The organism is Peribacillus sedimenti (genome assembly GCF_046237635.1).
Classification (GTDB): Bacteria; Bacillota; Bacilli; order Bacillales; family DSM-1321; genus Peribacillus; species Peribacillus sedimenti.
Genome location: NZ_CP143547.1, coordinates 4,869,426 through 4,885,061, shown reverse-complemented (window position 1 = coordinate 4,885,061; position 15,636 = coordinate 4,869,426). Strand labels below are relative to the sequence as shown.

General features: G+C 43.5%; 16 protein-coding genes. 15 read left to right on the top strand and 1 reads right to left on the bottom strand.

The genetic code is table 11. The features are described 5' to 3' along the window. The first annotated feature begins 149 nt into the window (after positions 1-149). The 5 genes from V1500_RS23835 (at position 150) to V1500_RS23815 (ending at position 4,125) form a co-directional block, all read left to right on the top strand. Positions 150-671: a manganese efflux pump MntP family protein gene (locus V1500_RS23835; protein WP_409306102.1), complete on the top strand. Its 522-nt coding sequence runs from the start codon at positions 150-152 to the stop codon at positions 669-671. A gap of 285 nt (positions 672-956) precedes the next feature. Next, positions 957-1,352, top strand: coding sequence for a low molecular weight protein arginine phosphatase (locus V1500_RS23830; protein WP_409306101.1), 396 nt, complete (start codon positions 957-959; stop codon positions 1,350-1,352). Between the two features lie 25 nt (positions 1,353-1,377). Then, positions 1,378-2,670, top strand: a complete 1,293-nt coding sequence (locus tag V1500_RS23825; protein WP_409303231.1) for a methyl-accepting chemotaxis protein — start codon at positions 1,378-1,380, stop codon at positions 2,668-2,670. A 275-nt stretch (positions 2,671-2,945) separates the two neighbouring features. After that, complete coding sequence (gene rpiB, locus V1500_RS23820) at positions 2,946-3,392, top strand: ribose 5-phosphate isomerase B (protein WP_409303230.1); 447 nt, start codon at positions 2,946-2,948, stop codon at positions 3,390-3,392. Between the two features lie 136 nt (positions 3,393-3,528). Then, entirely contained in the window at positions 3,529-4,125 is a 597-nt protein-coding gene (locus V1500_RS23815) for a TIGR01440 family protein (protein ID WP_409303228.1), read from the top strand. A gap of 1,161 nt (positions 4,126-5,286) precedes the next feature. Here V1500_RS23815 and V1500_RS23810 read toward each other — a convergent pair. After that, the gene (locus V1500_RS23810; protein WP_409306100.1) at positions 5,287-6,129 is read right to left on the bottom strand and encodes an NERD domain-containing protein; all 843 of its coding nucleotides are present in this window, start codon (positions 6,127-6,129) and stop codon (positions 5,287-5,289) included. 512 nt (positions 6,130-6,641) lie between these two features. On the opposite strand from V1500_RS23810, the gene glyA reads away from it, so the two are divergent. The 10 genes from glyA (at position 6,642) to V1500_RS23760 (ending at position 15,621) form a co-directional block, all read left to right on the top strand. Beyond that, on the top strand, positions 6,642-7,883 hold the full coding sequence (glyA, locus tag V1500_RS23805) for a serine hydroxymethyltransferase (RefSeq protein WP_409303226.1): 1,242 nt from the start codon (positions 6,642-6,644) through the stop codon (positions 7,881-7,883). A gap of 226 nt (positions 7,884-8,109) precedes the next feature. Continuing rightward, positions 8,110-8,739: a uracil phosphoribosyltransferase gene (upp, locus tag V1500_RS23800; protein ID WP_409303224.1), complete on the top strand. Its 630-nt coding sequence runs from the start codon at positions 8,110-8,112 to the stop codon at positions 8,737-8,739. Between the two features lie 112 nt (positions 8,740-8,851). Then, positions 8,852-10,000: a non-hydrolyzing UDP-N-acetylglucosamine 2-epimerase gene (gene wecB / locus V1500_RS23795; protein WP_409303222.1), complete on the top strand. Its 1,149-nt coding sequence runs from the start codon at positions 8,852-8,854 to the stop codon at positions 9,998-10,000. 132 nt (positions 10,001-10,132) lie between these two features. Next, the gene (locus tag V1500_RS23790; RefSeq protein WP_409303220.1) at positions 10,133-12,349 is read left to right on the top strand and encodes a S8 family serine peptidase; all 2,217 of its coding nucleotides are present in this window, start codon (positions 10,133-10,135) and stop codon (positions 12,347-12,349) included. 357 nt (positions 12,350-12,706) lie between these two features. Continuing rightward, on the top strand, positions 12,707-12,928 hold the full coding sequence (locus V1500_RS23785; RefSeq protein ID WP_409303218.1) for an AtpZ/AtpI family protein: 222 nt from the start codon (positions 12,707-12,709) through the stop codon (positions 12,926-12,928). Positions 12,929-12,936: 8 nt separating this feature from the next. Then, positions 12,937-13,305, top strand: coding sequence for an ATP synthase subunit I (locus V1500_RS23780; protein ID WP_409303217.1), 369 nt, complete (start codon positions 12,937-12,939; stop codon positions 13,303-13,305). A gap of 20 nt (positions 13,306-13,325) precedes the next feature. Then, positions 13,326-14,060: a F0F1 ATP synthase subunit A gene (gene atpB / locus V1500_RS23775; protein WP_409303215.1), complete on the top strand. Its 735-nt coding sequence runs from the start codon at positions 13,326-13,328 to the stop codon at positions 14,058-14,060. 79 nt (positions 14,061-14,139) lie between these two features. Next, entirely contained in the window at positions 14,140-14,364 is a 225-nt protein-coding gene (atpE, locus tag V1500_RS23770; protein ID WP_409303213.1) for a F0F1 ATP synthase subunit C, read from the top strand. Between the two features lie 193 nt (positions 14,365-14,557). After that, positions 14,558-15,088: a F0F1 ATP synthase subunit B gene (locus V1500_RS23765; protein WP_409303211.1), complete on the top strand. Its 531-nt coding sequence runs from the start codon at positions 14,558-14,560 to the stop codon at positions 15,086-15,088. Continuing rightward, positions 15,085-15,621 (top strand): F0F1 ATP synthase subunit delta, encoded by a 537-nt coding sequence (locus V1500_RS23760; protein WP_409303210.1) that lies wholly within the window; start codon positions 15,085-15,087, stop codon positions 15,619-15,621. Before V1500_RS23765 ends, V1500_RS23760 begins: the two co-directional genes overlap by 4 nt. Positions 15,622-15,636: the final 15 nt, after the last annotated feature.

The window sequence follows — 15,636 nt, the reverse complement described above, 5'->3', positions numbered from 1 at the left end:
GGGCAGCTTTTTTGAGTTGCAGAATTGGCCTATCCATGATTTTTGAGACATGCCGATTCTATTTCCTGTTGGACGGGCATATCATGAACTACGCAACGTCCAAGGAGGTAGAAGGTTTGCATACAATCATGGGAGAATTGATAACATTAATGCTAATGGCGTTTGCACTTGGTATGGACGCCTTTTCTGTTGGACTGGGAATGGGGATGTTTAAGCTAAGGCTTAGACAGATCTTTCTTATCGGTTTAACAGTTGGCTTTTTTCATATATGGATGCCCTTATTGGGAATGGCAGCTGGCCGTTTCATCTCAGGTCAATTCGGGACATTTGCCGTTTATGCCGGGGGGATGCTGCTTATGCTGCTCGGTATTCAAATGTTTGTCTCTGGCATTAGAGGAGGAGAAGGAGCCAAGCTCGCGCCTGTGGGATTTGGCTTGCTGGTTTTTGCCATCAGTGTCAGTCTGGATAGTTTTTCAGTCGGTTTAACCTTAGGGATATACGGGGCAAAAACAGTTATGGCGGTTGCCTGTTTCGGCTTTGCCGCTACTGTCCTGACATGGGTTGGCCTCTTGGCAGGCAGAAAGGTACAAGGGCTTCTCGGGGTCTATAGTGAGGTGCTGGGGGGAAGCATTCTGTGCGCTTTCGGCTTGAAGCTGTTGTTTTCTTTATGACCCTGCCCCGGTGAGGGGTTTTTATATTTTTACTAGGGGTATGTAGTTTACTTGATAGTGTAAAGGAAAAAATGATGTAAAGCGCCCTTCCGTCAGTATCTGGGTGAAGCGTTGCGATTCTAGCATTAAAGATGTTACAGAAAAGTGAATTTATGTTATTTTTACCTTATCAAGTACTTTCAGATACTATTGAAGCATGTAAATATGGATTATAATGGGTACAAAGGAGGAAAAGGTGTGATTCGAGTTTTATTTGTATGCACCGGTAATACCTGCAGAAGTCCAATGGCTGAGGCCATTTTGAAACATAAAAGAATTCCCGGGGTAGAAGTTAAATCAGCGGGGGTATTTGCTGCCCAAGGGCAGGATGCATCACGGTTTGCGAAGAAGGTGTTGGCTGACAATGCGATCGAGCATGCGCATTTTTCAACACCGCTTACAGAACGGGAAATAGATTGGGCAACCCATATTTTCACTATGACTGAAAGCCATAAACAGCTGGTTATGTCCTCTTATCCCCAGGCTATAGAGAAGACCTTCACGTTAAAGGAGTTTGTCCAATGGGACGCTAAAAATTATGATGTTTCTGATCCGTTTGGGGGATCGGAGGAAATATATAATAGCACCTTTCAAGAACTTCAGGCTTTAATCGATCAACTGGTGGGAAAGCTTAAGGATTGACGAAAGGCTACAGGGGGAAGCAGCATTGTCGGAAGAGAAAAAGAAATATAAATTTGGCCTGCGCAAGAAACTGGTTCTGTTTATTACAGCTTTGGCACTTATTACCTATTCCACGAGCGGCGTTTTTATTTATTTTGTCTATCCATTATTCTTTGGAAATGTAAGCGAGGCGGTTTTTACGCCGGTCATCCTTATGCTTGGTATTTTCTGGTCCGGGGTGCTTGCTTTTTTTGCAGCAGGCTTTATCGTAAAGCCGCTGCAGAAGCTGGAAAAGGTAGCTCTTATGGCTGCTGAGGGCAACATTAAAGAGGATGTGGAGCTTTCCAATGCGGATGATGAAATTCGTTCCCTTGGAGTCGCTTTTAATTACATGCTTTCAAATCTTCGTGAAATGGTTAGCCGTATAGATGAAAATTTCCGTGAAACAAACGAGCGTGTGATCCGGATTTCCCGAGAATCTTCACAGGCTGCTGAACAAGCAGAAAACATCGCAAGAACGATCCAGGAAATCTCCCTTGGCGCGGATAATTCAGCGGTTTCTATCCAACATACAGCCGAGTCTGTCGATGATGTAATAATGATTGCGGAGCAAGTACAAAGCAAGGCTAATTCATCTTCCGGCATTGCGATGGAGATGGTGAATGAACTGAAAAAAAGCAAGCAGGTCATCCACTCCCTCGTGACAGGAATCCAGAACCTGGCACAAGAAAATCAAGGATCGCTGCAGTCAGTAAAAAGGCTTGAAGAAAATACACAGAAGGTTGAACAAATTATTCAACTAGTAGGTGACATTGCAGCACAAACAAATCTGCTTGCCTTAAATGCTTCCATTGAAGCCGCCCGGGCGGGAGACCACGGGAAGGGGTTTGCGGTTGTTGCGGAAGAAGTACGTTTGCTTGCCGACCAAAGTGCAAAAGCGGTCCAGGGTATTTCTTCATTGATCAAGAACATCCAATCAGATGTCCATGTTGTGGTGAAACAAATCAGTGACCAGGTGAATACCGCTAATAAAGAGGCCCAAAAAGGCTCGGAAACCAATGATGTTATTGAAGAAATGACAGCCACGATCCATAAGGTCGCAGCAGCGGTGGAGGATATCACCCGTTTGGTTGGCCAGCAAATGGAGAGCATCCAGGAAACGTCACAGCAGTCCCAGGAGGTAGCTGCCATTGCTGAAGAAACTTCGGCGGGGGCGGAGGAAGTCACCAGTGCTACCCAAGGCCAAACAATGGTAATCGAGAACGTGGATAGGCTTGCAAATGAATTGAAAGCCCAAGCGGAGGAATTGAAAAAAACAATCACCCGTTTTCAACTTTAATAAAAGGAATAGGCATCTTTAAAGAGATCGACAACAGTTTCGTATGGAGCCCTGTTTTGTGAAGAATAGTGATTGTGTTCATAATGAGAGGTAGTTCTCGGCCGGGCGTTTTGCCTGGCCTTTTTAATTGCGTGTAGGGTGATAACGATTGAAAAACTTTAACTTGGACCGGTCATGTTATTTGAATTTTCGGGTTCCATTCGCCCGGCTTTATCTTTTCGTTCAATTGTGACAAAATAAAAGGAAAGATTGGATTCGTTTTAGGGGGATTTACGATGAAGGTGGCTATTGCCTCTGATCACGGAGGAATGAAAATACGGGAAGAAATTAAACAGCTCATGGACGAGCTGAAGATTCCATACGAGGATTTTGGTTGTGAATGTGCCAGCTCTGTGGACTATCCGGATTTTGCTCTGCCTGTCGCTCAGAAAGTGGCTGCGGGTGAATTTGACCGAGGAATACTAATTTGCGGAACCGGTATAGGAATGAGCATTGCTGCTAACAAGGTAAAAGGTATACGCTGCGCGCTCGTGCATGACGTATACAGTGCAAAGCTCACACGCCAGCACAATGACAGCAATATGCTGGCTATGGGTGAAAGAGTAATAGGACCAGGTTTGGCAAGGGAAATCGCACACGCTTGGCTTGGTGAGGAATTCCAGGGAGGCAGGCATAGTAATCGCCTGGCGAAGATTAAGGAATATGAAGATAAGAATCTGTAGTTAAAGCTGATGACGGGATACTTGGAGGAATCCGATCGTCATAAGCTAACATAGTCTATGTTTAATTTTAAACGGACACATGACTGCACAGCAGACCTTTTATAAACTTCTGATTGAAAAAGGGGATGTGATCTTTTTGGCTATAGAACGTTCTGAACTGGAGAATCAATTGTTGCATTGGAAGCAGCAATTCAAAACGCTGTTGCATGAGTTCCAAAATGAAGCCCGGCTCCGAGAAGGCCAATTATTCGTGATCGGGTGCAGCACCAGTGAAGTGATGGGAAAGCGCATTGGCACACAGGGAACCCTTGATGTAGCCGGAATGATATATGAGGAACTGCACCTTTTTCAAAAGAAGACCGGGGTGGATCTGGCTTTTCAATGCTGTGAGCATTTGAACAGGGCACTTGTGCTGTCACGGCTGGCGGCAGAAAAAAGGGGATATGAAGAAGTGTCGGTGATCCCTGTAAGGAATGCGGGCGGTGCGATGGCTACACATGCTTTCTCCATGCTAAAGGATGCCGTCGTGGTAGAGCATATTAAGGCGGATGCTGGAATTGACATTGGCGATACTTTCATCGGCATGCATCTAAAACATGTTGCGGTTCCGGTACGAGGAACAATCAAGCAAATTGGGGAAGCCCACGTAACAATGGCAAAAACACGCCCTAAATTAATTGGAGGCAGCAGGGCGGTATATGAGCCGAGGCCAGAAAATGAAAGTTGCAGATGATTAGATTTCAATGTGGGAAACCCTCTTTTCGTAGGTTTGGAAAAGAGGGTTTTTAATTTAGGGATATATATAACATGGGACTTGTCATGTGCCAAATTAGGAATGGGAAAACTGTTTTCATGAAGATCTGAAAAGGGGTGAGAGTTCCGAAGAGGTCGTCTATGAGGTCGATGAGGTATAAAATCAGTTAGAAAAATGGAGTAAGGTTCTTTATAGCTTAGATGAAGGACCGAAATCGGGGAGATGGTTGTGAAGAGGTCGTTCATGAGGTCGATAAAGGCCAAAAACCAGTGAGGGAAGTCGGAAAAGGTTCTTCATAGGCGAGATGAAGGCCCAAATTCGGTGATAGAGTGGTGAAGAGGTCGTTCATGAGGTCGATGAAGGACCAAAATCAGTGAGAAAATGCGAGAAAGGTTCTTCATAGCCGAGATGAAGGCCCAAAATCGGTGATAGAGCTTTGAAGAGGTGGTTCATGAGGTCGATGAAGGACCAATATCAGTGAGGAAATGCGAGAAAGGTTCTTCATAGCCGAGATGAAGGCCCAAAATCGGTGATAGAGTGGTGAAGAGGTGGTTCATGAGGTCGATGAAGGACCACTATCAGTGATGAAATGCGAGAAAGGTTCTTCATAGCCGAGATGAAGGCCCAAATTCGGTGATAGAGTGGTGAAGAGGTCGTTCATGAGGTCGATGAAGGACAAATATCAGTGAGAAAATGAGAGAAAGGTTCTTCATAGGCGAGATGAAGGCCCAAATTCGGTGATACAGTTGTGAAGAGGTCGTTCATGAGGTCGATGAAGGACCAATATCAGTGAGAAAATGAGAGAAAGGTTCTTCATAGCCGAGATGATGGCCCAAATTCGGTGATAGAGTGGTGAAGAGGTCGTTCATGAGGTCTATGAAGGACCAAAATCAGTGAGAAAATGCGAGAAAGGTTCTTCATAGGCGAGATGATGGCTCAAATTGGCTGTTAGAGTTGTGAAGAGATTGTTCATCAGGTCGGTGAAGGACCAACACTAGTTAGAAGAATCGAGGAAGGTTCTTCATGAGGTGGATGAAAGACAAATCTGCTGACAGCGTTGTCAAGAGTCGTCTTTAGAAGGATCAAAAACAAAACTAGTGACAGGAATTATTTGAAACTGGACGCCTATTATTTTTAAATTTATTCGTAGAAGGTCCATTGATGAACCCCTACCGCTTTGAAGTTTTTTCGTAAGATTCTTCTTATACTCTTTTTGGATTTCGCTGCGTTACACCATTCATGAATGATATTTGTTGATATGCTCCAATCAGGGAAAAGTAGTTGAAATTCTTTAACGCTTCGCATTAAAGCATTTTCAGCGCCTTCTTCATGTCCGCAGTGACTGCAGATATAAAACTTTTCCTTATCAATAACTGAAAATGAGGCGCACTTTTCACAAGTAAGTCCCTTTCGTAAAAGCTCATAATCGTAAGAGGGCAGCAGCTTATAAGGTGAATCTTTAATATGTAATGAAATTAATTTGTCAGCTAGCAACTTATGTTTTCCGTTTAAGTGTGAAGGGCTCGAATTAAGGTTTTTCAAATATCTTCGAACCTGGGTTGGGAAAATAAACGGTGTATTTATGGGCGCTTGGTATAAGGTGAATTCGGGGTTGATAAAGACGACAGAACCAGAAATGGGCATATCAAATTTGAGGTTTTCCAATAGCTGGCGCAGCAAAGATTCGTTTCTCCTTAGCTGGTTCAGAGGATTACTAATTTCAGTTTTGGGTCTCTTGTATAATCGATCTGAATCGTAATAATAGTCCCCTTCATAATTTTTCACTTCAAACAAATAGATCGTTTCTGAAGTTATAATCAGTGAGTCGATTTGAAACACAGTCTGATTCAGCTTAAACAGCAAATCATTTAAAATAAACACCTCACTCTCAAGGTTTTGTGTCAATGAATCAAATAGCAGTTCCCCTTCATATCCTTTTTTAAGATTGTAATAATGCTGTTTGTCTTTATTCCGCAAACTCATACGGGAGTTTAAAGATTTCAGAATCAGTGATTCTACCGGTTCAGTCCGAGATTTATAATGCATATTCCACATCCTATCTTAAAATGAATCTTCACATTCATTATATTAAATATCGCTTATGCGTTAATGTGAAATCTTTAAGTATTTTATCGGGCGTTAAATAAACAGAGTGAATTGCACGTTAACAATCACATTTCCACTGTGCGGTATCTATTTCGAAGTTGTAGTTACTATCCTGCGGAAAAACGAGAGAGTCAAGACACTACAGTGAAACAACAGCGGGAAAGCCCTTTCGATTAAAGACAAGCATCGGTGATATTCCGTATGAACGATACCATTCAACAAATACACGAATGATTATTTAAATTTTACCTAAAACGTTCGATAATTTCTTTTTCGTACTACTACCTTTCGCAGAATGGTTCTGTTAAAATAAAGGGGAATTTTCGGAAACACGAAATAGGAATGTACATAAAAATCAAAAATGTACCGCAAACCAAAGGAGGATTTCCATGAACCGTTTAGCCACACAAGATGAACAAGTTTTTAAAGCCATTCAGGATGAACTAGGCCGTCAAAGAAGCAAGATTGAATTAATTGCTTCAGAAAACTTTGTAAGTGAAGCTGTTATGGAGGCTCAAGGGTCGGTCTTAACCAATAAGTATGCGGAAGGTTATCCAGGCAAACGATACTATGGAGGCTGTGAATATGTAGACGTAGTCGAGGATTTGGCTCGCGACCGTGCGAAGCAAATTTTTGGTGCAGATCACGCCAACGTACAGCCGCATTCTGGAGCCCAGGCCAATATGGCTGTGTATTTTACGGTTCTGGAACCTGGTGATACGGTCCTCGGGATGAATCTCTCACACGGGGGACATTTAACACATGGAAGCGCCGTTAACTTCAGCGGTGTGCAGTATAACTTTGTAGAATACGGTGTCGATCAGGAAAATCATCTCATAGACTATGAGGATGTTCTTGCCAAGGCAAAGCAGCATAAACCTAAATTGATTGTAGCGGGTGCCAGTGCTTATCCTCGTGAAATAGATTTTAAGCGGTTCAGAGCAATTGCTGATGAAGCAGGCGCCTATTTGATGGTTGATATGGCTCATATCGCGGGACTTGTTGCGACAGGGCATCACCCTAGCCCAGTGCCTTATGCAGATTTTGTTACTACAACAACCCATAAGACTCTTCGCGGACCTCGCGGAGGAATGATTCTTTGCAAAGAAGAATTTGCGAAGAAAATAGATAAATCCATATTCCCGGGAATCCAGGGCGGCCCGTTAATGCACGTCATTGCCGCAAAGGCTGTCGCATTCGGAGAGGCTTTGCGAGAAGAGTTTAAAAGCTACTCACAGCAGATAATCGATAATGCTCACCGCCTTGGTGAAGCTTTGAAAAAAGAGGGTCTGGATTTGGTATCTGGAGGTACGGATAACCATCTTCTGCTATTGGACCTCCGTTCGATCAACTTGACCGGAAAGATTGCTGAAAAAGCTTTGGATGATATCGGTATTACGGTTAACAAAAACACGATTCCATTTGATCCGGAAAGCCCATTTGTAACAAGCGGGATCCGAATTGGGACTGCCGCTGTGACTACCCGCGGCTTTGGCCTGGAAGACATGGACGAAATTGCGTCCATAATTGGACTGGTGTTAAAAAATCACGAAGATCAGACCAAACTTAAGGAAGCTGAAGAAAGAGTTGCTGCCCTTTCTGCAAAGTATCAGCTTTACCCGTCATTTTAATTTTTCTTAAGGCCGCTCCGGCTAATGGAGCGGTCTTTTTGTGTACAGGCGCTATCTGGTTGTTTTTATATGCTGAACAATCCGGCTAAATCGAAGCGCTCATCATTTTGTTGCAAGTATGCCGTGGTTTTTTGTAGAATGAGTAGAAGTGTCATTTTGCAGGAAAAATAACAACCGTAATTTTCGGCTGTAAAACATTAAAACCATGGAAGAAGGAGATACCATTATGGCGAAGGTTTATGTATTCGATCATCCTTTAATTCAGCACAAATTAGCGTACATACGTGATAAAAATACAGGAACTAAGGAATTCCGTGAATTGGTCGATGAAGTCGCAACACTCATGGCATTTGAAATTACTAGAGACCTGCCGCTTGAAGAGGTGGAAATTGAGACACCGGTTTCAACAGGGAAGTTCAAAATGCTCTCCGGAAAAAAATTGGGTGTCATTCCTATTCTTCGCGCGGGACTTGGAATGGTCGATGGAATACTGAAATTGATTCCTGCGGCGAAGGTGGGGCATGTAGGACTATATCGTGATCCGGAAACACTGAAGCCAGTAGAATACTATGCAAAATTGCCAAGCGATATTGAGGAAAGAGATTTTATCGTGGTTGACCCGATGCTGGCAACTGGTGGATCTGCGATTGAAGCAATTAATTCTCTTAAAAAACGCGGGGCGGTTAATATTAAATTCATGTGCCTTGTAGCAGCGCCGGAAGGGGTCGATGCTTTAAGTGAAGCACATCCCGATGTGGATATTTACATTGCCGCACTTGATGAAAAGCTAAATGACCACGGATATATTGTACCTGGCTTAGGGGATGCAGGAGACAGATTGTACGGCACAAAATAAGAAATAGAAAATTTATAAAAAAAACATGTTGTTCGAAACAAAATAAAAAGCAGCTAAGGTATACAAAGACATGTTGTTAGACACAAAATAATCATCCGCTGAGGAGAAAATGATGAGCAGACCCATTAAAGTGATGACCATATTCGGCACAAGGCCGGAGGCAATCAAAATGGCGCCCCTAGTTCTTGAGCTTCAAAACCAGCCAGAAAATTTTGAGTCAATTGTTACCGTAACAGCGCAGCATCGGCAAATGCTCGACCAGGTCCTTGAGATTTTCGGAATCACTCCAGACCATGACCTGAACATTATGAAAGACAGGCAAACCCTGGTGGATATTACAACGAGGGGCCTGGAAGGGCTAGATAAGGTGATGAAAGAGGTCCAGCCGGATATCGTACTTGTACATGGGGATACGACTACCACCTTCATTGCCAGCCTGGCTGCATTTTATAATCAAATTGCCATCGGGCATGTAGAAGCAGGCTTGAGGACTTGGAATAAGTATTCTCCATTCCCTGAGGAAATGAACCGTCAACTGACAGGTGTCATGGCTGACATCCATTTTGCCCCCACTGAAAAGTCTGCGAGGAATCTGCTTCAGGAAAATAAGCAGGAGAACAGCATTTATATTACAGGGAATACGGCTATCGATGCCTTGAAAACGACCGTCAATAAAGAAACATACAGACATCCTGTTTTGGAAAAGTTGGCTGAAGACCGGCTCATCCTTATGACTGCCCATAGGCGCGAAAATATTGGCGAGCCAATGCGAAATATTTTCCGTGCGGTAAAAAGGATCGTAGACGAAAATAAGGATGTCCAAGTTGTTTACCCAGTCCATCTAAATCCAGTTGTCCGCGAACTGGCGAATGAGATTCTTGGAAACAATAATCGCATTCATTTGATAGAACCTTTGGATGTTCTTGATTTTCATAATTTTGCATCGAGGGCATATATGATATTGACTGATTCCGGAGGAGTTCAGGAGGAGGCGCCTTCACTTGGGGTGCCGGTATTGGTCCTGCGCGATACAACTGAACGTCCGGAGGGTATCAAGGCAGGCACGCTGAAGCTTGCAGGAACAGAGGAAGAAACCATCTATACGATGGCCCGTGAATTATTGGCCAATCCTGATGCTCATCGCGCAATGGCTGTTGCGTCGAACCCTTATGGAGATGGGGATGCTTCGAGTCGAATTGCAGAAGCCATCCGCTTCCATTTTAAAGCGACTGATCGAAGGCCAGAACCATTCCGGCCATAACTGCCATAGGCCAAATACTTCTCTATTCAACATGTACCGTCCATTTGGGCGGTTTTTTTGTTTATCCCATACTTTTTTCTTGATGAATAGCATCACTGTTTAGAGAAAACCTATGAAAAAAGGGGGATTAGTATGAAAAAAACATGGGTTCTTGCATTGTTGCTTATTGTACAGCCATCTGCAGCGTTCGCATTCACAGATGTAAAAATTCCTCCTCTGCCACCACTATCTTCTACTGAAAAACAAACTGCGATTGTGACCCTGAAAGCAGCTGCAGAAGACCAGATCACACGTATTAAAAACCAATATCCCGATATCGAGATCAGAAAAGTCTATAAATTAGCATTAAATGGTTTATCCGTTACGGCCAGCCCGGAAGCCTTAAAAAAATTAAGGGCTGATACCGCAGTGGAAAGTATAAATCAAGTTTCGGAGTATCGTGCTGAAATGGGAGAGAGTATCTCCTTTGTAGGCACTGACAGGATCCGAAACATATTCGATGGCAAGAACCAGCGTATTACTGGCAGAGGCATCAGGGTCGGCGTAATAGATACCGGATTGGATTATACACATCCTGACTTGCGAAAATCCTATGCATATGGGAGGGATTTAGTTGATGGCGATGATGATCCAATGGAGACAAAGGGTGGCAAGTGGAAATCAACCTTGCATGGCACACATGTTGCGGGAATCATCGCAGCGAATGGCAAAATGAAGGGAGTGGCTCCGGAAGCTTCCATCATAGCGTATCGTGCTCTTGGACCGGGGGGAACAGGAACCACCGAGCAAATACTGGCAGCCATTGAAGCTGCTATAAAGGATAGAGTCCACGTTATTAATCTTTCGCTTGGAAATAATATAAATGGGCCGGACCTTCCGATTTCTATGGCATTGAATAAAGCTGTGGATAGAGGAATTGTCGCGGTAGCGTCAAATGGAAACTCCGGTCCCGGTCTTTGGACGGTCGGTTCACCAGGAACAGCGGAAAAGGCAATTTCTGTAGGAGCCTCTACGCCCCCATTGGAGGTTCCTTACTTCAGTTATGGTTTAGGCAGCCGAAAAAGGACTGTCAGATTGATGCCGCTTCAGGGAGCGAGGGATTGGCGGTTATCCTTTTCTGAACAAGTAGTATATGGGGGCTTGGGAAAGGAGGACGATCTTCGGGATGTCAACGGTAAAGTTGTGCTTGTGAAGCGAGGTAAAATCACATTCGATAAAAAGGTAAGAAACGCGGAAAGGGCGGGGGCTAAGGCCGTCATCATCTTTAATAACATGAAGGGCAGTTTCGTTGGTACGCTCGAAGAACAATCAAAAATCCCGGCCGTATCCATTTCCAGGAATGAAGGGGAAATGCTTAGGCGTGAAGCTGTATCACGCAATGGTTTACTGGGGGATTTTTTTTATAAGCATGAATTTGACCTGCTTGCTGACTTCAGCTCCCGTGGGCCAGTGACTTCAACCTGGGCCATTAAACCGGACATATTGGCTCCGGGAGTGAATATTGAAAGTACCATTCCGTCCGGCTATATGTCATTGCAGGGAACTAGCATGGCTGCCCCTCATGTAGCTGGAGCATGTGCGCTGCTTCTGCAGGCCCATCCGGAATGGAGTCCCCAACAGATCAAATCTGCGTTAATGAGCACAGCTAAACCTTTGAAGAGAAGTAATTTTGAATTTTACCGGGCATTTGAGCAGGGTGCTGGAAGGCTTCAAATTGAACAGGCAATACGAGCCGATACATTATTATCTCCCAATACACTGGGTTTTGGCATGTTTGAAAAGAAAAGCGGCATTGATGAACACAAGCAGCATATAACAATTGAAAATACAGGGTCATCAACAAAGCATTATTCCTTTGACATGCCCCGTAAGGAAAAGGGGATCTCCTGGGACCTTCCGTCCTCTTTCTCAATCGGGCCGCGTCGTAAAAAAACAGTCGCACTAGGGCTGCAAATTAACCCCAGGCAGCTGCAGAAAGGTATTTATGATGGTTATTTAACGATGCGTGAAGGAACGGCCAGGATGAATATTCCTTTTCTGTATGTAAAAGAAGTACCGGATTATCCAAGGGTCATGGGATTTGATTTTGGGGTCGGAGACAAGGAAGGGCTTTATAAATATGAAGCGTATTTGCCGGGTGGTGCTGAAGAATTTGGAATCGCCTTGTATGAGGAAGAAAGCTTAAGGTTTTCTGGTTTTTTGGATTGGGGCAGACACCTTCCAAGCGGGATGGTCAGCAAGGAAATATCAGAAGAGAAAATACCGGAAAAAGGTATATATAAAGCGGTTGTTTTTGCTAGAACAGGGGGTAAAGAAAGCAGAATAAACTCAATAATAGTAATCAACTAATACTAGTGAAGGAAGGATCTGTGATTTACAGGTCCTTTTCAAGTTTTATAGTGCACTATACGTAAGTGAAATTTATTTCACAAAGTGAAAATTTAATATAAATAAGTACTTTGAGTAAAACTTAAATATAAGCAGAAAGTTGATGTTAAGTCAAGAAAATTAAATGTGAACATTTAGTTAACTATTGCAGGGGTGTGACAAATTTCACTAGTCAGCGATTGACATGAATAACGAGCCTATTGTATGCTTACAAAGGATATGAAATGTGAGGGTTTCCACACTCTTGACAACGATATTACCCACTCTCAACCATGAAAAATTTCTTATCCATCTACTTTTAACCGCGAGGATGCAAAAATGCGTCGAAATAATCGCCACCCATTTAGAGCAATGGCACTAATGTCTGCTATTTTAACGCAATTGGCCGGATGTACCTTGTTCGGAATTTTTTGCGGGAACTGGCTAGACAAAAGGCTGGGTTTCGAACCTCTGTTTTTAGTGGTTGGTCTTCTAATAGGGCTTGCTGCAGGGGTTTTTGCTGTGCAGCGGACAGTCCGACAATATTTCTCAGGAGATTAAAATTTATAATGCCAGAACTTGAAGTGATGTTTACCAGGCAACGCAAGTACATAATGTTCCTTTTGGCGCTATATTTGCTGGGTGGAGCAGTAACGCCGTACCACAGTATTTTCTACGGCCTGATACTTGGCACTGCCTTCAGTCTGTTCAATTTCTGGTCCATGGTCCGAAAAAACAGAAAGTTTTCCGAAGCAGTTTCAGCCGGTAAGAAAGTGAAATCCCTCGGGTCGCTTACACGGTTAACGATCGGAGCTCTCGCTGCGGTGATTGCGCTTAGGTATCCAGAACATTTTAATATTGTAAGTGTGGTTATAGGATTAATGACAGCGTATGTGGTCATTATGATAGATTATTTCGTTCAAAATTTACGACGATAGAAAAAGAGAGGTGAATACTAATGAATCATGAAGCTCCTATTCGGGAGTTTATGGGATTGCATTTCAACTTGGCTAATATCATGATGATAACTGTTGCAAGTCTCATAGTCTTCATACTCGCTGTAGTTTCCACCCGCAAGCTTGCGCTAAGACCTTCAGGAATCCAGAATTTCATGGAATGGGTAATGGATTTCGTAAAAGGGATTATCAATAGCACAATGGATTGGAACACAGGCGGCCGCTTTCTTGTGCTCGGAATGACGCTTATCATGTATATATTTGTATCTAACATGCTGGGCTTGCCATTCGCCGTAGTGGTAGGGCACGAACTTTGGTGGAAATCACCGACGGCTGATCCTGCGATTACAATGACGCTTGCTGTACTAGTAATGGGATTATCCCACTATTATGGTGTCAAAATGTTGGGTGCCAAGAGTTATGGGAAAAGCTTTTTCCAGCCAATGAGTTTTATGTTCCCTCTGAAGCTTATCGAAGAATTTGCCAACACGCTTACATTGGGTCTGCGGCTTTACGGTAACATCTATGCCGGGGAAATTCTTTTAAGCTTGCTCGCAGGTCTAGCGACCAGCGGCTATGCTGAATCAGTTGGCAGCGGTATTATCGGAACAGTTTCCGCAATCTTGCCGACACTGGCATGGCAAGGGTTCTCTGTTTTCGTTGGAAGCATCCAAGCGTTTATCTTCACAATGTTAACGATGGTTTTTATCTCACACAAAGTGAGTCAGGACCATTAATTATAAAATATGTCCGAAATCTTGGACAATCATTTATAGCAATAATAAAAAAATTATCATTTCAAGGAGGAAATAATTCATGTCAGGTTCTATTGGTCTTTTAGCGGCAGCTATTGCAGTTGGTCTAGGTGCGTTAGGTGCTGGTATTGGTAACGGTCTTATCGTTGGTCGTACAATCGAAGGGATGGCTCGTCAGCCAGAAGCTCGTGGTATGCTGCAAACTACAATGTTCATCGGGGTTGCGTTAGTTGAAGCACTTCCAATCATTGGGGTAGTTATTGGATTTATCGTTCTAGGACGTTAATAGGTGTCGCAAGGTTACTTGCAGAAAGTAAGATAAACGGGTAATGGCGAAGATTGCGATGCGAACCTTCGCCATTCCTTTATGTTCACATTCAAAAGTATTCAAGTTGTTTAAATATAGAATGTTCTTTTCAAATCTCGATATTTGAAAATTTAGGTTATACAGTGAAACGGTTGAAGGGAGTGAGCCGATCGTGTTAACAAGTGGATTTATTTTAGGAGCAGCTGCTGAAGGCGGTCTTCATTTTAATAGTGGGGATATCATTTTCCAGCTTGTCATGTTCATTATTTTGTTAGCATTAGTTAAAAAGTTCGCATGGGGTCCGTTAATGGGCATCATGAAAGAGCGTGAGCAATTAATCGCTAAAGAAATCAGCGATGCTGAGGCCAGCCGTGCTGAAGCGAGCAAGCTTTTGGAGGAACAGCGTGAATTACTGAAACAGTCACGCACTGAAGCAGGGGAACTTATTGAAAATGCCAAGAAGCAGGGCGAGGCGCAGCGTGAAGATATTATCACGTCAGCACGTGCAGAGGCTGAACGCATTAAAGAATCAGCAAAGCGCGAAATCGTCCAGGAGAAGGAAAAGGCTGTTGCGCAGCTGCGTGAACAAGTTGCTTCCCTATCCGTCCTTATTGCTTCCAAAGTTATTGAGAAGGAATTGTCTGAAGCTGATCAGCAAAATCTGATCAATGAGTATATTAAAGAGGCAGGAGAAGAGCGATGAGCGATATTGCAGTAGCAAAGCGTTATGCCACAGCTCTTTTTGAACTCGCAAAGGAGCAGAACCTTCTGGATGAAACAGTGGAAGAGCTCCGTGCAGTAAGAGAAGTATTTTCTGGCAATGATGACCTTCTAGCATTTCTTCAGCATCCTAAAGTAAATGCAGAACGCAAAAAGCAATTTATCGCAGAGTCATTTGCTAATCTTTCAACCTTAGTCCGCAATACTTTGCTGTTAATGACGGACCGTCATCGTACGGATGTTATTTCACAAATGGCTGTGGATTTCATAGAGCTTGCAAACGAAGAAAAGTCAGTGGCAGAAGCTACGATCTATACTGTTCGTCCTCTGACTGAATCAGAACAGCAAGCAGTATCGGCTGCATTTGCAGCTAAAGTCGGCAAAAGAACGTTACGCATTGAAAATATTGTAGACCGCAGTGTTCTTGGCGGAATCAAGCTTCGCATCGGCAACCGCATTTTTGACGGAAGTGTCAGCGGAAAGCTTGAACGCCTTGAAAGAGAACTGTTAGGTTAACATTCCGAGAATAGG